16 protein-coding genes are annotated in these 19,105 nt (G+C 63.1%); all 16 read right to left on the minus strand.

Annotation, left to right across the window (positions count from 1 at the left end; genetic code table 11):
* Positions 1-2 precede the first annotated feature (2 nt).
* The 16 genes from EOA19_RS02670 to EOA19_RS02745 all read right to left on the minus strand — a co-directional run bounded on the left by EOA19_RS02670 (position 3) and on the right by EOA19_RS02745 (position 19,095).
* On the minus strand, positions 3-341 hold the full coding sequence (locus EOA19_RS02670; protein ID WP_023809074.1) for a hypothetical protein: 339 nt from the start codon (positions 339-341) through the stop codon (positions 3-5).
* A complete protein-coding gene (locus tag EOA19_RS02675) occupies positions 338-1,129 on the minus strand; it encodes an ABC transporter ATP-binding protein (protein ID WP_023809075.1) in 792 nt (263 codons plus the stop codon). The genes EOA19_RS02670 and EOA19_RS02675 overlap by 4 nt, the downstream gene beginning before the upstream one ends.
* Positions 1,123-2,124 (minus strand): ABC transporter permease subunit, encoded by a 1,002-nt coding sequence (locus EOA19_RS02680; protein WP_128302599.1) that lies wholly within the window; start codon positions 2,122-2,124, stop codon positions 1,123-1,125. The genes EOA19_RS02675 and EOA19_RS02680 overlap by 7 nt, the downstream gene beginning before the upstream one ends.
* A gap of 11 nt (positions 2,125-2,135) precedes the next feature.
* A complete protein-coding gene (locus tag EOA19_RS02685) occupies positions 2,136-3,170 on the minus strand; it encodes an ABC transporter substrate-binding protein (RefSeq protein WP_023809077.1) in 1,035 nt (344 codons plus the stop codon).
* 60 nt (positions 3,171-3,230) lie between these two features.
* Positions 3,231-4,556 carry a PLP-dependent transferase gene (locus EOA19_RS02690; protein WP_023809078.1) on the minus strand — a complete coding sequence of 442 codons (1,326 nt, stop codon included), beginning with the start codon at positions 4,554-4,556 and terminating at the stop codon, positions 3,231-3,233.
* Positions 4,557-4,585: 29 nt separating this feature from the next.
* The gene (locus EOA19_RS02695) at positions 4,586-5,638 is read right to left on the minus strand and encodes a 2-oxoglutarate and iron-dependent oxygenase domain-containing protein (RefSeq protein ID WP_023809079.1); all 1,053 of its coding nucleotides are present in this window, start codon (positions 5,636-5,638) and stop codon (positions 4,586-4,588) included.
* 175 nt (positions 5,639-5,813) lie between these two features.
* On the minus strand, positions 5,814-7,451 hold the full coding sequence (locus tag EOA19_RS02700; RefSeq protein WP_128302600.1) for an ABC transporter ATP-binding protein: 1,638 nt from the start codon (positions 7,449-7,451) through the stop codon (positions 5,814-5,816).
* Positions 7,448-8,290, minus strand: a complete 843-nt coding sequence (locus EOA19_RS02705; RefSeq protein WP_128302601.1) for an ABC transporter permease — start codon at positions 8,288-8,290, stop codon at positions 7,448-7,450. The genes EOA19_RS02700 and EOA19_RS02705 overlap by 4 nt, the downstream gene beginning before the upstream one ends.
* A gap of 4 nt (positions 8,291-8,294) precedes the next feature.
* Positions 8,295-9,272 carry an ABC transporter permease gene (locus tag EOA19_RS02710; RefSeq protein WP_128302602.1) on the minus strand — a complete coding sequence of 326 codons (978 nt, stop codon included), beginning with the start codon at positions 9,270-9,272 and terminating at the stop codon, positions 8,295-8,297.
* Positions 9,273-9,290: 18 nt separating this feature from the next.
* Entirely contained in the window at positions 9,291-10,868 is a 1,578-nt protein-coding gene (locus tag EOA19_RS02715) for an ABC transporter substrate-binding protein (protein WP_128302603.1), read from the minus strand.
* 238 nt (positions 10,869-11,106) lie between these two features.
* On the minus strand, positions 11,107-12,099 hold the full coding sequence (locus EOA19_RS02720) for an ABC transporter permease (RefSeq protein ID WP_128302604.1): 993 nt from the start codon (positions 12,097-12,099) through the stop codon (positions 11,107-11,109).
* Between the two features lie 4 nt (positions 12,100-12,103).
* A complete protein-coding gene (locus EOA19_RS02725) occupies positions 12,104-13,069 on the minus strand; it encodes an ABC transporter permease (RefSeq protein WP_128302605.1) in 966 nt (321 codons plus the stop codon).
* Positions 13,062-14,708: an ABC transporter ATP-binding protein gene (locus tag EOA19_RS02730; RefSeq protein WP_206637987.1), complete on the minus strand. Its 1,647-nt coding sequence runs from the start codon at positions 14,706-14,708 to the stop codon at positions 13,062-13,064. Before EOA19_RS02730 ends, EOA19_RS02725 begins: the two co-directional genes overlap by 8 nt.
* A gap of 29 nt (positions 14,709-14,737) precedes the next feature.
* Positions 14,738-16,495, minus strand: a complete 1,758-nt coding sequence (locus EOA19_RS02735; protein ID WP_128302607.1) for an ABC transporter substrate-binding protein — start codon at positions 16,493-16,495, stop codon at positions 14,738-14,740.
* Positions 16,496-16,618: 123 nt separating this feature from the next.
* Entirely contained in the window at positions 16,619-17,836 is a 1,218-nt protein-coding gene (locus EOA19_RS02740; protein WP_128302608.1) for a GNAT family N-acetyltransferase, read from the minus strand.
* Positions 17,833-19,095 (minus strand): acyl-CoA dehydrogenase family protein, encoded by a 1,263-nt coding sequence (locus EOA19_RS02745; protein WP_206637988.1) that lies wholly within the window; start codon positions 19,093-19,095, stop codon positions 17,833-17,835. The genes EOA19_RS02740 and EOA19_RS02745 overlap by 4 nt, the downstream gene beginning before the upstream one ends.
* Positions 19,096-19,105: the final 10 nt, after the last annotated feature.

The raw sequence follows: 19,105 nt of genomic DNA on the forward strand, positions 1-19,105 counted from the left end.
GGTCAGGTTCCTTCTTTTTTCTGCTTTGGATTTTGCATGAAGCTCCCCCACAGAAGCGCGAAGCTGGAAATGATCGCTCCGGCCCACAACAGTTCGGGCGAATAGCGCCGGATGCCGAGGAAATGCCAAGTCTTGCACAACGACATGGCAAGCGAGCAGCGGTCAGACGTCTGCAGCAGACATGGCAGGGTGCGCTCGATTGGAAATCCGGTGTTCGACATGACCTGTGCGTAGACGATCGCCCACCAGACGAGAGCAATGAGCGTCAGGACAATTCCCGCCGCTTCCAGCCAGCGCGGCGAAAACAGTTTTCTGACCGATGCCGACGTATTTTCGGTCATGCCGAGAACCCGAGAATCTCGAGGATGTGCTGGCGTTGGGCTACGATGCGCGGATCGTCACGCCGACGGGGGTAGGGCAGATCGACCGCGACCTCGGCCTTGATGCGTGCCGGGCGCTCGGTCAGCACGATGACGCGCCCGGACAACAGCAGCGCCTCTTCGACATCGTGGGTGACCAGAATGACCGTGTATTCGGCCTGCCGCCAGAGCGCCAAAAGCTCCTCCTGCATGGTCAGCCGGGTGAGTGAGTCCAGCCGGCCCAGCGGCTCATCGAGCAACAGCAGGCGCGGGTCGTTGATCAGGGCACGCGCCAGCGCGGCGCGTTGCGCCATGCCGCCGGACAGCTGGTGCGGAAAGGCGGAGGCGAAAGCCTCGAGCTTGACCAGGCGAAGCGCACCATCGATCCGCTTCTGACTGCCAGGCAGGACGCCGCGCGCTTCCGGCCCGATGGCGACATTGTCGCGAACGGTCCGCCACGGAAACAGCGTCGGGTCCTGAAACACCAGGACGCGCGACGGATCCGGTCTGGCGACGATTGTCCCGTTTGCCAGCACCTCACCACTGCTTGGCCGTTCCAGCCCTGCCGCCAGCCGCAGCAGGGTCGACTTGCCGCAGCCGGATGGACCGAGCAGCGCCACGAACTCGCCTGGCGCCACGGCCAGGTCGATCTGGCGCAGCACCGGCAAGGGTTGCCCATCCAGATCGTACTGATGCGAGACGCCGTGAAAGTCGACGGAAAGACCGGCAGAGTTATCGACCGCGACGCGAGTGGTGCCGAAGGCTACCATTGTACGACACCCTTCTGCCAACCGAGCAGCCGGTCGCGCGCGACGAACAGCAGCTTGACCAGACCCGAGCAGAGCAATGCCATGACGATCAGCATCGCGTAGACGTTGGCGTAGGCCGAATAGGCCGTCTGGAACTGCAGATACCAGCCCAGACCGTATTTCGCGCCGAGCATTTCGGCGACCACCAGCACGGCAAAGGAATAATACAGCCCCATGAACAGGCCGACGAAGACATGCGGCAGAGCGGCCGGTATCGCCACGCGAAGAACCAGATAGCGGCTGCTGGCGCCAAGCGTACGCGCCACGTCGTAGAAGGAGCGGTTGACCGAGTTGACGCCCGACGCGGTCAGGATCGCGACCGGTATGCCGGATGCAAGCGCGACCAGGAACAGGCTCGCCTGGAACGTCGTCGGGAACAGGAAGAAGGTTGCCGGGATCCAGGCGCTCGCCGGCACGGGGCCGATCAGCTTCAGCACCGGCATGCCCCAATAGGCGAAGTTTTTGGACCAGCCTAGCGCCACGCCGCCGATGAAGCCGACAATGATGCCGCTGAAGAAGCCGATGGTCCACAGCCGCGCGGTGTAAGCGATGCAGATGAGGATGCGTTGCCAGTCGACGATATAGACATGCAGGAGGCCGTGCGGCGGCGTGAAGAATGGTTTCGGCATCCAGCCGAGCTTGGCGGTGATCAACTCCCAGACCGCGAACCAAAGGCCCAGCACAATCAGCCATGGACCGTAGTGCATCAGCCCGCGGCCAAATCCGCCAAGCTTTTCGACGCTGAATGCAAGACCGGCCAGGATCATCGCTCCGGCGACCAGCAGGGCGACGAAGACATCGCGGCTACCCCACGGAACGACATCGGGGAAGGCAATCGTGACAATGGCAGCGAGCAGCCAAGCCGAGGCGGCATAGAGCCCGTGCTTCCACACCGGCCCGGCAGAAGCGGAAGAAACACTCTTTTCGCCTGCGTCCTCGTCGATCGCTGCGCTCATCACCGCAACCGTCAGGCCAGAATGTCGACCGTCACCCGCTGCGCGAGTTCCGCCGGGTCGGTGGTGGGATCGAGCACCTTGATCAGCGACAGATCAGCGGCCGCATGCTTCACCTGATCCTGCAGATCCTTGCCGACCGGATGGTTGTGCAACACCCATGACGCAATCTCGTCGCGGATATCTTCAAAGGGGAAACCCGGGTTGAGATTGTCGACGAACCACTTTGCCACCTCATCTGGATGCGCCGCGGCATATTCGTGGATCTCGATGTCGGCCTCGGCCAACCGCCGGATGGCATCCTTGTTGGCATCCAGGAAAGCCGAATTGACGCCAAGCACACAGCAGACTGCACCTTCGAACGAGCCGGTTTGCGTGTTGGCGACTTCCACAAGGTCGAACTTCTTCTTGTGGGAATAGGCCCACGGATCGAGATGCGCCAGCGCATCGGCCTGACCCTTGCCAACCGTTTCGCCGACCAGATCGAACGGCACGTTGAGCCAGTTCACATCATTTTCGGGATCGAGGCCTGCCTTGGCCAGCGCAACCTGGAAGGAGTGCTTTGGCGGGCTGGCGACGTCATAGGAGACGATGGTCTTGCCCTTCAGACCTTCGAGCGTGGTGACGCCGGAGGCCTCGGACGCCAGCAGCCTTGTACAGCCGCCATGTGAGCCGACGAACAGCTTGACGTCCAGCCCCTGCTCCAGCGGCTTGACCCAGTCATAGAGCAAGCCGGCGCCGGCATCCGTCTTGTTGGTGGCGATCGACTGGATCAGCGTCTGGCCGCTGGCACCTTGATAGTAGAGTTCGATGTCGAGATCATGCCTGGCATAGATGCCCTTCGAAAGGGCGAAGGCGATCGGCGAATGGCAGGCCGCGAACTCGGTCCATGACAACCGCACCTTGGTCGCATTGCCGGCTATGGCGTAGCTGGTCGGCCTGGCGAGCAGGGCCACAGCCGCGGCGCCAACACCGAGTGTGCCGGCGGCGCGCAACACGCCGCGCCGCGAGATTTTCGATGTTGCCCCGATTTTCCTGCTGGAAGTCATTGTACCCTCCTGTGACCGGATCGATGTGGAGCCGACGATTTGTTCGCCAGCAGAAATGCCTCAGGCGGCCTTCAATTCGCGATCGCCGACGGCCTGATCGAGCGCCTGTTCAAGATCGCGAATGATGTCGTCAGGATGCTCGATGCCGACGGAAAGCCTGACATAACCGGGCGTCACGCCGGTCGCGAGCTGCTCTTCCGGCGAAAGCTGCGAGTGGGTCGTGGTCGATGGATGGATAGCCAGCGAGCGCGCATCGCCGATGTTGGCGACGTGATAGAGCAGCTTCAACCCGTTGATGAAGGAACGTCCAGCCTCGCGGCCATCCTTGAGTTCGAACCCGACCAGCGCGCCGTAGCTGCCCTGACGGAAATAGGCGTCGGCCCGGCGCTTGCTCTCGCCGCTTTGGTAGCGTGGGAAGATGACGTTGCTTACCTTTGGATGACCGCGCAGAAACTCCGCCACCTTGATGGCGTTCTCATTGTGTTGACGGAGGCGCAAGGGCAGCGTCTCCAGGCCCTGCAGCAGCTGGAAGGCATTGAACGGGCTGATCGCGGCACCGACGTCGCGCAGAAGCACGGTGCGGATGCGCAGTACATACGCCACCGGTCCAAGCGCTTTGGCCGCCTCGACCCAAACCTTGCCGTGATAGCTTGGATCGGGCTGGTTCAGCGTCGGGAAGCGTTCGGCATGGTCTTCCCATGGGAAGTTGCCGCCATCGATGACGATGCCGCCGATCGAGGTTCCGTGGCCGCCAATGTATTTCGTCGCCGAATAGACCACGACAGCCGCGCCATGGTCGAACGGCCTGATGCTCAGCGGTGCCGCGGTGTTGTCGACGATCAACGGCACGCCGAGCGACCGGCCGATGTCAGCGACTTCCTTGATCGGGAAGACTTGCAGCTTCGGATTGGGCAGCGATTCCGCATAGTAGGCGCGTGTCCGCGCATCGGTGGCACGGCGGAAATTCTCAGGGTCGGACGGATCGACGAACCGTACTTCCACCCCCAGGTGCTTCAGGGTCGCGGCAAAAAGGGCCCAGGTGCCGCCATAGAGATCGGTGGCGGAGACGATGTTGTCGCCGGCGCCGGCAAGATTCAGCACCGAATAGGCTGAAGCCGCCTGGCCGGAGGACACAAGAAGGGCAGCAGCACCCCCTTCCAGCGCCGCGATGCGGGTCTCCAGCGCATCCTGCGTCGGGTTCGAGACGCGCGTGTAGATATGGCCGATCTCATCGAGGGCGAACAGCCGGTCGGCATGGCCGGTGTCCTGGAACTGGTAAGACGTGGTCTGGTAAATAGGTACGGCAACGGCGCCGGTGGCGGGATCGGCGCGCCAGGAGCCGCCGTGAAGGGCAAGGGTCTCGGGAGAAAGATTTTCCAGGGTCATTTATCGTTCCTTCCTGATGGTTGTGGCGGTCAAGCGACCGGGACAGCTTCGGCGCGTGCCTGGACGGCCAGCAGATCGGCGTGATGGCGCCGCGCGACGTCGGGATGCGAACGCAACCGGCTCTTCAGCGCGTTTTGCCCGGAATTGCGGTAGAGCGGATTCTGCGGATCGCGGGTGACCCCGTTCGCCTGCGCCTTCAGGTGCGGCGCCAAATCCAGGAGCGGAATCTCGGCATCGAACGGAGCGCCGAGGAAGAAGGCGACCGACAGCCGGTCGGTGCCGGCTGGCGGCGTTACGACCCGGTGCACGGTGGCCTTCAGGTAGCCATCGGTCGCCATTTCCAGCAGTTCGCCGATGTTGACGACAAAGGTGCCGGCGCGCGGCTCGGCGTCAATCCAATCGCCATCGGCGCTTTCGACCTGCAGCCCCTTCTGCCTTTCCTGCAGCAGGAGCGTCAGGAAGCCGCTGTCCTTGTGCGCACCGACGCCTTGCTCGCTTTCGGTCGCGTCACGGCCGGGATAGCGGATGATCTTGATGAGGTGGTTCGGCGTGCCGGCATAGATGGCTTCGAAAGCACCCTCATCCTGCTCCAGGACAATGGCAAAGGCTTTCAGCAGGCGCGTCGAAAGATCGGTGAGGCGATCCTGCCACTCCAGCAGAAGCGGCTTCAGCTCGGGCAAGGCGGTCGGCCATTGGTTTGGTCCCTGCAGGCGCGTCCAGGCCGGCAACGAGGCATTGCGCGGCAACGCCGGTGCCTCCGAGCCGATGTCGACCTGCTCGCGCCAGTCCCTCTGGCCTTTCGTCAGTTCCTGTCCAATCCGGTTGTAGCCGCGGAAATGCGGCGAGTTGACCATCTCTATCTGGAGCTTGTCCTTGTCCGGCAAGGCAAAGAAACGTCGTGACGTGCCAAGCACATCGTCAATCAGCGATTGTGCGATGCCATGTCCGGTCAGGTAAAAAAAGCCAACATCGCGTGCAGCGCGCCGCAGTCCCTCGATGAATTCTTTGCGAGATGCCGGATCGGCTTCATAGCGGGAAAAATCCAGCACCGGAATCGTTTGTTTACCAGCAGAACTGCTCATTTCGACCTCTTGTTTGGTGATCGAAGCGTCGCACCGCAGGCGATGGAAACAAAGAAAACGCCATCCCTTTCGGTGGCAGGTGGGGAAATTCCAGTATCGCTCGGGCAAGACGGACAGCGCGTTTTTGTTAATTCTACAAGATTGGTAGATTTGCCCTGCGACCGGTATCACGCCTCTATTCCGCGGCGGCCCGGTCGATCTGGCTGCGGCTCCGCTCCCAGGACAGGCCTGGGACCGCCGCCAGCAGCGCACGCGCATAGTCGGATCCGGGACGTGTCAAAACCTGTTCGGCGGGACCGTCCTCGACGATCTTGCCGCTCTGCATGACGACGATGCGGTCGGCGATCGCCGAGGCGACACGAAGATCGTGCGTGATGAACAGCATCGACAGGCCAAGATCGCGTTTGATTTCCGCCAGAAGGTCGAGAATCTGCGCCTGTATCGAGACATCCAGGGCCGAGACCGGTTCGTCGGCGACGAGCAGGTCGGGCTCAAGCATGAGTGCTCGCGCCAAGCCAATACGCTGCCTTTGGCCGCCTGAAAAGGCATGCGGGAAACGATCGGCCGCACCGGGGTCAAGTCCGACGCGGACAAGGAGGCGGGACATGCTCTCCTCCGCCCTCTCGCGTGAAAGGCCGTTGACTATGGCGGCTTCGGTAAGGATGCGGCGGACGCGATGGCGCGGATTGAGGGAGGCGAACGGATCCTGAAACACCATCTGGATACGCGGACGTAAAGTGCGCTCCCGTGTCGTGCCAGCGAGATCGCCACCGTCGAAGCTCAGGCTGCCTTCATCCCAGTCGGCCAGTCCGACGACGCATTGGCCGAGCGTCGTCTTGCCCGAACCGGATTCACCGACGAGGGCGACCGTCTCGCCGCGCCCAATCGTCAAATTGACACCGTCCAGCGCCCTGGTGGCGGAGGCCTGCCGCCGCCAAGGGGCGCGGCGATCACGATAGGTCTTGCTCAGCCCGCGGACAACGAGAAACGGATCCCCTGCGTCCCGTCTTTGAATTGCACTGGTATGAAGAACCGGAACGGCTTCGATCAGGCGGCGTGTGTAGGGCTGCGATGGCGCTTCGAGGACGTCGTTTGCTCTGCCGCTCTCAATCACCCGGCCCTCCTTCATCACCACGACGCGATCGGCGATATCGGCGACCACGCCGATATCATGGGTGATGAACAGAACGGCGAGGCCGAGCCTTTCGCGGATTTCAAGGATCAGCCGCAGGATTTCCGCTTGCGTCGTGACGTCGAGCGCGGTGGTGGGTTCATCGGCGATCAGCAGGTCCGGATCGTTGGCGATCGCCATGGCGATCATCACCCGTTGCCGCTGTCCGCCCGAGAGCTGGTGCGGGTAACGGTGAATGATCGTCTCGGGATCCGGAAGCCTGGTTGCCCGCGCCAGTTCCAGCACGCGAGCGGTGCGCGCCTTGCGGTCGCCACCGTCATGCGCGGCGAGCGCTTCCTCGATCTGGCGGCCGATGGTCAGCACCGGATTGAGCGCGCTCATCGGTTCCTGGAAGATGAAGCCAATGCGCTTGCCGCGCAGCAGGCGGAACGAAGCCTCGCTGATCCCGGCAATGTCGCGGCCATCGAAACGGATCGCACCGGCGGCGATCCGGAGCTGCTTGGCAGGCAACAGGCCGGCAATGGCCGCGGCCAATACCGATTTGCCAGATCCGGATTCGCCGACCAGGCAGAGCACTTCGCCACGGTCGATACGCAACGACACGTCTTCGACGGCCAATGCTCGATCGGCGTGCTCCGGCAAAGCGATGGAGAGACCCGCGATCTCGACCAGAGCCGTCATGCGCGCCCACCGCGATTGCTGTTGCGAGGGTTGAGCCAATGGTTCAGGCCGTCGCCGACGAGGTTCAGGGAAAGAACGGTGAGGAAGATCGCCAGGCCCGGGATGGTCGACAGCCACCAGTTGACGCGAAAGGCGGTCCTGCCGGTGCCGAGCAGATAGCCCCAGGAGACGAACTCGCGATTGCCCAGACCAAGGAAGCTGATGCCCGATTCGATCAGGATGACGGTCGCCGTCATCAACGAAGCGGCAACGATCACCGGCGACAGCACGTTGGGAAGGATGTGCCCCCAGATGATCCGGGCAGTCGACAGCCCGCCAACCCGTGCCGCCCGCACGAAGTCATGGTTGACGAGGCTCAGCACCTCGGCCCGGACCAGCCGGGCGATCTGCGGCCAGCTGACGATTGCAATGGCCAGGATGATCGAAGCCAGCGAAGGCGCGACGATCGCAACGATGACGACCGTCAGCAGGAAGCTTGGGATGGTCTGGACGAACTCGGTGAACCGCATGGCGACGTCGTCGACCCAGCCGCCGAAATAGCCGGCGACAGCACCTATCGCCGTGCCGAAGGCGACGGCGAGCAGCGTCACCGCCAGAGCGATCAGCAGCGTGACCTGCGCCCCGTGGGCGATGCCGGCCGCAAGATCACGGCCGAGCATGTCGGTGCCGAACAGATGACCCGGGCTGAAGGGCGGCAGGTTCGGGCGCGCAACCATGCGCCAGGGATCGCCCGGAAAGAGGATACCGGCGAAGATCGCCATCAGGAGGATCGCGATCAGGATCAGCGCGCCGGCGACGGCGCCCGGATGCCTAAGGAACGGGGTTCGCGGCAAGGCCATCGCCTCAAGCTCCCATTTCGATGCGCGGATCGGCGGCAACGTAGAGAAAATCCGCGGCCAGGTTGATGACGACGACGATTGTCGAGGTGATGAAGAAGATCGCCAGCAAGAGGTTGTAGTCCCGCTGCATGAGGGCATCGAAGGCGAGACGCCCGACGCCCGGCCAGGCGAACACCGTCTCGATCAGGATCGACCCGCCAATCAGTTGTCCGGCCTGCAAGGAGGCGAAGGTGATGATCGGCAGCAGCGCGTTCCTCAGCACATGCTGGCGCCAGATCAATCCCGGTTTCAGGCCCTTGGCCCTGGCGGTACGGACAAAATCGCGATCGAGCACGTCGAGCACCGAGGCGCGCGTCACTCGCATGTAGATGGCCATGTAGAACAGGCCGAGCGTCAGAGCCGGAAGAATGAGATGAACGGCGACATCCCCGACAAGCGAGAGATCCGACCCGCCCTCGCCTACCGTCTGCATGCCGTAGGACGGCAGCCAGTTCAGCCAGACCGAAAACAGCAGGATCGCCATCAGGCCGGTCCAGAACAGCGGCATGGCAAAGAACATCACCGAAATGCCGGTCAGCACGGTGTCGAGCAGACTGCCGGCGTGCCGGGCGGCGATAGACCCGAGCGCAATGCCGGTCCCCAACGCAAAGCCAAAGGCGGTCAATGTCAGAAGCAGTGTGGCCGGCAGCCTTTCCGCGATGATATCGATAACAGGACGCTGGTCGCGGTAGGATTGGCCGAAGTCGAGACGCGCCAGCGACTTGGTGTAGATCCACAATTGCTCGGGCACGGAGCGATCAAGCCCGAGATCGTGGCGCAGTTCCGCGACAAAGGCCGGGTCGGCCGCGCCCTGATCCCCGGCCAGGACGGATGCCGCATCTCCCGGTGCGAGGCGCAGCAGCACGAAGTTGAGCACGATAACCCCAAACAGGATGAGAACCGCGCGGGCGGCCCGTCCCGTCAGGAAGCCAAGACGATCCATCCTACCCAGCCCCGCCAGCTATTTCGCCAGCCAGACATCGGCGAAGTTTTCATCTGTGCCGAGACCGGTCGCGATCAGATTGTGAACCTTGGTTCGGTAGAGCGTCGGAAAGACGATGTCGTGCGTCCAGATGAGCGGCACGTCGGCGGAGATGATCTTCTGGGCTTGCGAATAGAGCGCCTTGCGCTTGTCGAAGTCGTTCTCATGGGCGGCGTCGGCCAGCAGTCTGTCGACCTCGGGGTTGGAATAGCCATGCACATTGCCGCCGGTCGTGCCCGCATTGTCGCCTTCGAGCGTGGTGTAGGCATAGCTGATGCCGATTGCCGGGTCGGGGGTGGTGTAGACAAAGTTTTCGGCAAGATCATAGTCGAAGGTGGTCAGCCGCTTGAACCAGCCCGGCACGTCGGTCGCCACGATGTTGACCTTGATGCCGACAGACGTCAGCGCCTCCCGGATATATTCCGCCTCGCGCTGCCACAGCTCGCCATAGGGCAGCGGAACGAACTGCAGTTCGAAGCGCACGCCGTTGGCGTCGGGCTTCAGGCCGGCCTCGTCGAGGATGGCGTTCGCCTTGGCCAGGTCGAATTCATATTTCGTTTCGACCGAAGTGTCCTTGAACCGCGACAGACGCGACAGCGGGCCGTTGGTCTCGTGGCCGAATCCACCAAAGATCGTGTCGATGATGAACTGGCGGTCGATCGCATGCGCGATCGCCCGGCGCACCCGCGCATCGTCGAGCGGCTTGTGGCGGTTGTTGAGGTGGATGTAGCCGACCGGTTGAAGAAATTCCCAGCCTGCCTCGGTCAGTTGCACGCCATCGAGCCCGGCCAACCGCGTAATGTCGAAGTTCTCGACGTCGCCTGCGCGCAGCACATCCACCTGACCGGTTTCGAAAGCGATGGCGCGGCTGTTGGCGTCAGGGATGACGTGGAAGAAGATGTCGTTCAGATGGGGCTTGCCGGCATCCCAATAGTCAGGGTTGCGGACAAGGTGGATGAAGGACCCCTTCTTCCACTCGGCGAATTTGAACGGCCCGGTGCCGATGAACTTGCTGTTTGCCTCGGCGGTGCGAAAGTCGCTCACCCCTTCATAGAGATGGGCCGGCAGCACGGCGGTGTTGTGGACGTAGATGAAGGCTGGGTACGGCGCCTTGAGCGTGAACACCACGGTGTGGTCGTCCGGCGTGGCGATGTCCTTCACCTCCGCCAGGTTGAGTCGCGAGCGGGCCTGAAGTGCCGGCAGAAACTTCTGGAAGCTGAACACCACGTCCTTGGCCGTGAACGGCTGGCCGTCATGCCATTTTACATCGCGGCGCAGGTTGAAGGTGTAGACGAGGCCGTCATCCGAAATCGACCAGCTTTGCGCCAGGCGCGGCAGCGGCTTCAGATCGGCCGAATAGGTCAACAGGCTCTCGTAGATCTTGTTGCCGACATAGGTCGTCGGCCCGAGACGGTTGACGCCGATATTGACCGTCGGCGGCTCGGGCTGGACGATCAGGTTGAGCGTCCCGCCCGCCTCCTCTGCCGCAAGTCCGGTCAGCGTCAGAAGCGTGGCTGCCAGAGACAGCATGATGGTTCGCAACAGGCGGGAGATCATCGTGAATTCACCTTGTCGAATGATTTATCGCGGAGCCTGAGATGTCGCTCCGCGGGAGTGTGGCTCCGCCGGATGGCGCAGCTGACCTGCCTCTTGCGAGTTGCGGCGTACTTTGTGCACTAAGATTATAGACAAAGGGGATTATGATAAGGGAACATGCTTCATCGATGTCAGCCAGAGCGAATATTTTTCCCAATATCCGTGCTGAAATGAGAGCGAATTGCCTGATGGCGGGCGGTCACGACAGGCTCGCCGGGTCGCGCCATCTGGTTGTGATGTCGACGGCGAAGGTGCAGAACACGAACGATGCCGCGGCGAAGATCGTCGTCCCGATGACGACCGGAAAATCGCCTTCAAGCGCCGAGTTGATCGCCAGCCGGCCGACGCCGTCCAATCCGAAGATCGTCTCCGTGACGATCGCCCCGCCCATAATGACGGCAAGCTCCAGGCCACCCAGCGTGATCACCGGATTGAGCGCGGCCTTCAACGCATGATCGTAATAGACCCGCCATTCCGGAACACCCTTGGCGCGCGCCGTCCTTATGTAGTCCTCGCCCAGAACCTCAAGCATGCTTGCGCGGATCAGCTGCTGGAAAATGCCGATCTCGGCAAGTGCCAGCGTCAGCCACGGCAGGGCCAGATGCCGGGCCCATTCGAACGGATCTTTCGTCAGCGGCACATAACCGCTGCTTGGAAACCAGAAGACCCCATAGTTGGAGAGCTGGAAGAACAGGAAATAGGAGATCAGGATGCCGGAGAGGAACGTCGGCACCGACAGGCTCGCATAGGCGAAGCCCGATATCAGCCTGTCCAGCCAGGAGCCCTGCCGGCGCGCGGCAATCACGCCAAGCAGGATCGACAGCGTCATCCAAATGACGACGGCACCAAGGGCGAGCGAAAGCGTCACCGGCACCTTGGACAGGATGAGGTCTGTCACCGGTGTCTGCTTGCGGAAGGAGTAGCCCAGCGCTGGCGGCCAGTGAGCGATCCCCATCGGCGCGCCCTGGATGTCGGGGCCGCGGTAGAGGTAATACCATAGCTGGAGATACCATGGCTCGTTGAGCCGCAATGCCTGCGCTATCGCATCGATCGCCTGCTGGCTGGCGTTGCGCGGCGCCAGCATGGCGGCCGGATTGCGGTAGGCTATGCGGGTGATGAAAAATGCAATCACCAGCACGATCAGCAGCGTCGAGAGCGCCCGGAAGATCAGCCTGCCTGTATGCCGGATCATGGCGTCACCCGCTGCGGCGATGGGGGTCGAGGACGTTGCGCAGGCCAGCGCTCAGCGTGTTGAAGCCGGCCACGGTCAGAAACAGCGCGATGCCGGGTCCGAGCAGGAACCATGGCTGCAACTGGTAGAGGGATGAGCGCTGCGCCTCGGCGATCATATTGCCCCAGCTCGGCTGCGGCGCCTGCACGCCGACGCCGAGGAAGGAGAGCGTCGCTTCGGCGATGATGTTGGCCGGCAGTTGTACCGCCCAGTAGACCAGGATGACCGGCGCGATGTTGGGCAGGATCTCGCGCATGATGATCCTGGCCTTCGAGGCGCCGATCGTCTGCGCGGCTTCCACCAGCGGGCTGCGGCGCAGGACAAACACCAGGCCGCGCGTCAGCCGGGCAAAGTAGGTCCAGGAAAACAGGGTTATGATCAGCACCACCACCAGGGAGGGCGCAACAAACGGCTTGCCATCGACGCCCCGGTTCAGCGACAGGAGGCTGAGCGCGGTGACGATGAACGGGAACGACAAAGCGACGTCCACCGCCTGCGAAATGACGCGGTCGACGCGACCGGCAAGAAATCCGCTGACGAGGCCGATGGCGGTGCCGATGATCATGGCAAGCGTGGTCGCCGGGATGGCGATGGCCAGCGATACGCGCGCGCCGTAGAGCGTTCTGACCAGCACGTCGCGGCCGTTGCCGTCGGCGCCAAGTGGAAATTCGAACGTGGGGCCAGTCGGCAGTCCCATCTCGGTCAACGCCGTATCGCGGAACTGCTCCGTCACCCCGTGCCCCAGCAGCCATGCGACCACTGGCGCCAGCAGCGCACCGGCGGTGACGAAGCCTATGATCAGCGCGCCGATGCGAAAGGACCGTTCGCGCAGCAGCGCTCGCACAAGCAGCGACCTGTAGGAATTCACCACCTCGCCATGCCCCAGCAGGACGTGGTCCTGGACGGACGCCAGGGCGCGGATCTCAGGCATGCGCGGCGATCCGCTCGGGAACCGGGTTGCGCCGCAGGACCTTGCCGGGGATCGCGTCTATCAGCCTGACCGTGTAGGGATGCCGGGGAGCGCCGAAGACACGGCCTGTCTCGCCGGCTTCCACAATGACGCCCTTCTCCAGCACGATGACGCGGTCGCACAGTTCCGACACGACGCCGAGATCATGCGAGATGAAGAGCAGCGACAGGCCTCGCTGCCGGCGAATGGTCTGCAGCAGCCTGATGATCTTCGCCTGCGTCGTGATGTCGAGTGCCGATACCGGCTCGTCGGCGACGATCAGCGAGGGTTCGAGCGCGATGGCGCGCGCAATGGCGACACGCTGCCGCTGGCCACCTGAAAGCTGGGCCGGGTAACGATCCAGCACGTCGTCGGGAAGTTCCACGTGGCGCACCAGATCCTGCACGCGCCGGCGTATCGCCGCGGCGTCCAGTCTGGTGCCGATGATGAACGGTTCCGCCAAAATGGACCGGATGCGCCGCCGCGGGTTGAGGCTCGCATAGGGGTCCTGAAAGATGACCTGTATGTCCGACCTGAGTTTCCGGTCGATGGCGATGCCGCCGACACCCGGACGCGAATAGATACGCTCCCGCAGGGAGATGCTGCCCTCGTCCGGCCGGTCGAGCCCGGCGATCAGCCGGCCGATTGTCGACTTGCCGGAACCGGATTCGCCGACGAGACCGACGATCTCGTTTTCGCGGACGGTGAACGAGATATTCGTGAGCACCGGCCTGATCAGACCGCCTGCGGCGGAGCGGCCTGCGAACGAACGCGCGATTGCCGAGACGGAGAGCAAATCGGGCATCGACGGCAGCGCCGGGAGTAGCGATGATCGCGCCGCGCGGGCCACCAGGCCGCCAAGCCGCGCCGCACCGAGCAGCTCCCTGGTGTAGGCTTGGCGCGGTGCCCTGTAGATCAGCTCGGCCGGCGCCTGCTCCACCACATGCCCCGCACGCATCACCAAGACATCGTCGGCAATGTCCGAAACGACGGCCAGATCGTGGCTGACGAAGATCATCGCCGTGCCGTGGTCCTGCTGAATTCGTTTCAGCAGATCGAGGATCGACGCTTGCACGGTGACGTCGAGCGCCGTCGTCGGTTCGTCGGCGATGATCAGACCGGGATTGAGCGCGATCGCCGCTGCGATCATCACGCGCTGGCGCATGCCGCCGGAGAACTGCCTGGGATAGTCGTTCACGCGGGCCGAAGGGTCGGGGATGCCGACATCGGCCAGAAGATCGAGAACGCGCTGACGCAGCTCCCCACGTCCCACCCTGCGGTGGGCGGTGATCGCTTCGGCGATCTGCTGGCCGATCGTCTTCAACGGATGAAGATTGCTGAGCGGGTCCTGGAAGACGAAGCCGATGCCGGCACCTCTCCGCCGGCGCAGGTCGCCGGCGGAGAGGCCCAGTATCTCATCGCCCTTGTGCAGCACGCTGCCGCGAACGCTCGCCGCCGGCGGCAGAAGGCCGGTGGCGCCGAGCAGCGACACACTCTTGCCCGAGCCCGATTCGCCGACGATGGCGAGTGTCTTGCCTGGCTCGACTCCAAACGAGACGCCATGCACCACTTCCACCGCGCCGAATGCGACGCGCAGATCGGCGACAGAGAAGATGGGCACGCGCGCCTCCTTTTGCCAATCCGGCCTTGCTACTGCTTGAGGGCTATGTTGGTGATGTCGGCATTCACGGCCAGCGACGACCACACCCAGTTGGCGAGGCGATCGGAAGTGACCACGACCTTGCGCTTCTCGAACAACGGGATCCATGGCAGATCGGCGGAGACGAGTTTGTCGGCCTTCGTCCAGATCGGTCCCGGATCGTCGGAGGGATAGGCCTGCGCCGCGAGCTTGTTGAGTTCCGGATTGCTGTAGCAGATGGCGTGGACGTTGCCGGTGCCGCAAGGTGCCGCGTCCGAATTCAGCCAGCCGCCGAGGAGCATGCGCGTGCTCGGTCCCTGCCAGTCCGGGGAGAATGTGCCGCCGAGGGACACGTCCCAGCGGCTCTTCGGATCCTGGATGAAGGCGTACCACTGCGTCGGCGGGATCGGGATCAGGTTGAGCGTGATACCCGCTGCTTCCAGATCCTCCTTCAGCGTCACGGCAATCGCTTCGAACTGCGCGTTGCCCCTGTAGATCGCGTCGAACGCAATGCCATTCGGATATCCCGCTTCGGCGAGCAGTTCCTTTGCCTTGGCCGGATCACCCCTGTAGCTTTCGGTCGGATACGGGTCGAACTTCTCGTAGCCGAGAATGGTCGAGGTGATGATCTGGGTGAGCGGCACCGCGCCGATCGAGCCAGCCTGGGTCTGCGCCAGATGTTCGCGGTTCACCGCATAGGTCAGCGCCTGCCGGACCTTCAGCTTGCGCAGCGCCTCGGCCCCGTCGCTCTTGACCTCCGGCCGCTGGTTGAAGGTGATGAAGTTCGCCGATCCACTGTTCGTCACATGGATGTCGGGGCTCTTCTGCGACAGGAAGCGCTGGATCGTCGGAATGGGCGGGATGTCGAGATAGAGCGACAGATCAGCCTCACCGGCGATGATCTTCTGGACGACGCTGTCCTCGCTGTTGGCGGTGAAATCGATATCGATCTCATCGGCATAGGCCCTGCGCGCCTGGTCGGACTCCGCCTTGAAATTCTTTGCCTTCTTCAGAACCAGCTTCTGACCCTGCTCATAGGTGTCGACATAGTAAGGGCCGCTGGACGGCAGGTTCTTGCGCGACTCCAGCGAGTCCGGGAAATATTTGGACGCGATCTCGGGCGCCACCGGGGACACGAAATTCATCGAAAGGATGTTGAGGAAGTCGTAGTTCTTGGTGTCCGACTTGATGACCAGCGTGTGCTCGTCGGGAGCCGAGACGCCGGCAATCTCGTGCGTGTCGGTGAAAGCCTTGGTCGCAGCGAGATCGCCTGTCGGCACTTTCGCGAATTCCTTGCAATAGTCGACGAAGCCGGAGATCACGAGGTTGAAATAGTTGATGGCGGCGACCTGCTTGTTGGGATCGCAGAAGCGCTTGACGCCATAGACGAAATCACTGGCGACGATCTTGCGCTCGATGCTGCCGGAGAAGAACACGTCGTCCTTCAAATGGAAGGTGTAGACCTTGCCGTCGTCGCTGATGTCCCAGGACTTGGCGAGATCCGGCACGAGCGTGGTGTCCTCCTTGAGGCCGGCTGGCGAGCCGGGATAGGTCACCAACTGGCGCGTTGTTGCGCGCAGGATTTCCCAGGAATCGATGCTGTAGCCGGTGAGCGGATCGAACGCATCGAGATCGGACTGGATCGAAGCAATCCGCAGGACCCCGCCATGTTTCAGATCTTCCGCTTGCGCGGATGAACCAAGAACATAAATCGACAGAATGCCACCTGCAATTCCCAATAGTAACTTACGCGCAACATGTGTTGTCATTACTTCTCTCCGATTATAAATAATTCTTCAAAATACCATTGCATTTAGCGAGAATAATTTTGAGATAAAATTACCCATTTTTCAAACACACTTTCAAAATACATTTTATATTAGCTCCGCCTGTCAAAACATTGTTCCGGAATGAGGCAAGGCCGGCGCCGTGAACAGCGTGTCGAGCGTTTCGACCGCAGCCCGGTCGAAGTCGCCGAGGCGCCCCGTCTGCGCGAGCTGCCACCACTTCACGCCGCCGAGATAGGCCGCCGAAACCGCGGCCACGTCCGTCACCACGGCGGCGGACAGATTGGTGCGCTCGGCTCCTTCTGGCGAGAGGCGCAGCCTGGTCGCGTTCTCGGGCAGGATGGCATCGGAGACTTCCAGCACGACGCTGCCCTGCCCGGCATAGGACCGGGCTGTTAGAGCCTTTTCAGCGTCCAGGAGCCGCAGCCATGTTTCGTCGCGCGCCGCCGAAACGCGAACGCTTCGAAAATCCTCGAACAGCCACGGCAGCAGATCGTCCGCGGGACGGCTCCAGAAGACGATGCGATGCGGCAGGTCGACCGCCAGCAGATGTGCGACGAGCGCGACATAGGCGGCCGGACTGTAGGCCACGATATCATCGACCACGATGGTGCGTTCCGAGCTGGTGAACCAGCTGTCGAGGCCGACAGGGTGATAGCGCACGAACCCGGTTTCCGAACCCTTGTCGCCGTGAACGGCGACGTAGTTAGGCGTGCCGCTGTGCGTCTGGCGCAACGCCTGAAAATCCCACCAATAGGCCGAGCGTGTGATGACGCCCGCGCGCGAAACAGGCTGACCCGCGTAGATGCGCGCCTGTATCGCCCAGGCATCGTCGCTGTCGATCAGCCGAATCTTGTCGGAGTACGTCAGCCCTGCCCGCAGGCGCGCGCGCTGGGTGTCGACTTCCAGGCTGACAGAAGTATTGGCGATCGCATAGCCAAAGTTGCCGTAGATGCGCGCGTCGGAGGCCCGCAAGGTGGCCGCCGCCTCGCCCTGTTCGCGCGCGGCGCGCAGCTGCGCCTTGAACAGCGCCGTGGCGGCGCCACGCCGCGTATGGGTGGGCAGCACGCCGACATGGGTGACCGCGGCCTGCGGCAACCAGGCGCCGCCGGGAACCGCGATCCGTCCCGAATAGGAGTCGGTTGTGCCAACGAGCGTCTCGCCGTCGAAGGCGCCCCAGGTGCGATCCGGCTCGAACAGTCTGTCGATCAGCGCGTCGTCGATCGGGCCGAGCGGCGGCAGGCCGACCATGGCCGTGCGGAAGGTGCGTGCGGCCTGCGCGAGTTCGGCCTTCCCGGTCAGCAGGCGCACATCCGATATCATGATGCCTTCCGCGTGGGCACGGCTTCAGGCTTGTGCGCTTCCGGCTGCGGCGGCTGCGCATAGGTTCGCGGTCTCGGCAGCGTTTCGGCCAGCAGATATGTGCCGACCTCGCGCGCCCGGTAGGAGACCGGATCGTGGACGGTATGGGTGCGCGCGTTGCGCCAATAGATGTCGAGGCCATATTTGTTGGCCGTCGAGCGCGCGCCCGTCGCTTCGAAGATGCGCGCCGTCACGTCGAGCACGACGTCGTTGGCGACGATCTTGCCCTGGTCGATGATCGTTGCGAGTTCGCCCCATTGCTGCGCCGTCACCGACGCTCCGGCATGCAGTGCCGCCTCGTAAAGCGCCGCGGCCTTGTCGGCGATTGCTATGCCCGCCGCAATGCCGGCGGATAGCCGGCCGAACAGCACCAGATGGTAGGGATCGTCGATCGCCCGTTCCAGCCCGGACTCCGGCCAGGGCCGGCCGAAGCGGCGGACATGATCGGCGGCGGCGGCAAGAGCGCCCTCGGCGATGCCGAGATAGAAATTGATGAAGATGAGCTGGCTGAACAGGACGCGCAGGCCGTCGCGCAATTCGACATCGCCCTCATAATCGTCGAGGGCGCTGAGCAGCTCATCCTCGAAGACTTCGACACGGTCGAAAGTGACACTGCCGCTCGCCGTCAGTCTCTGGCCGAGATTGTCCCAGTCGCCGCCGAAGCTGATGCCCTTGCGCGTCGGCGGGATCTGATAGTGAGCGCGTTTGCCGTTGTCCCAGAGGCTGACGGTGATGACTTGGGCCACCGAGGCGCCGGTTGCGAAGGTGCGCCTGCCGTTCAGGAAGCGGCGGTCGCCGACATGCTCGATCTCGTTCCACTGGTCGCGCGGGTTGCTGACGCCGCCCTGGAACCAGCCTTGTGCGCCGACGCCACGCGCCGTCTTTTCCCACTGCTGACGCGTGCCGAGAATGTAAGTCCAGACACCGTTGGAATAATGATACGCGATCAGTTGTCCGATCGAGCCGTCGGCGGCCGCGATGATGCGGCTGATCTTGAGCGCCTGGACGAGGTTTGCGCCGGCGCCGCCGAATTCGCGTGGCGCAGCCAAGCCGAGCAGGCCGCTTTCGCGCAGCAGCGCCAGTTCTTCCACCGGGTCCTTGTTTGCCCGGTCGCGTTCGAGCGCCGTTGCCGCGAGTTGCCGCGCCACGTCGCGGGCCTTCTCGGCCCAGGTCTCGAATTCGGCGTCGCTGAGGCCCGGATAGATCTGAATGTCCGACATTGTCTTCTCG

Source organism: Mesorhizobium sp. M7A.F.Ca.US.010.02.1.1, assembly GCF_004023085.1.
Classification (GTDB): Bacteria; Pseudomonadota; Alphaproteobacteria; order Rhizobiales; family Rhizobiaceae; genus Mesorhizobium.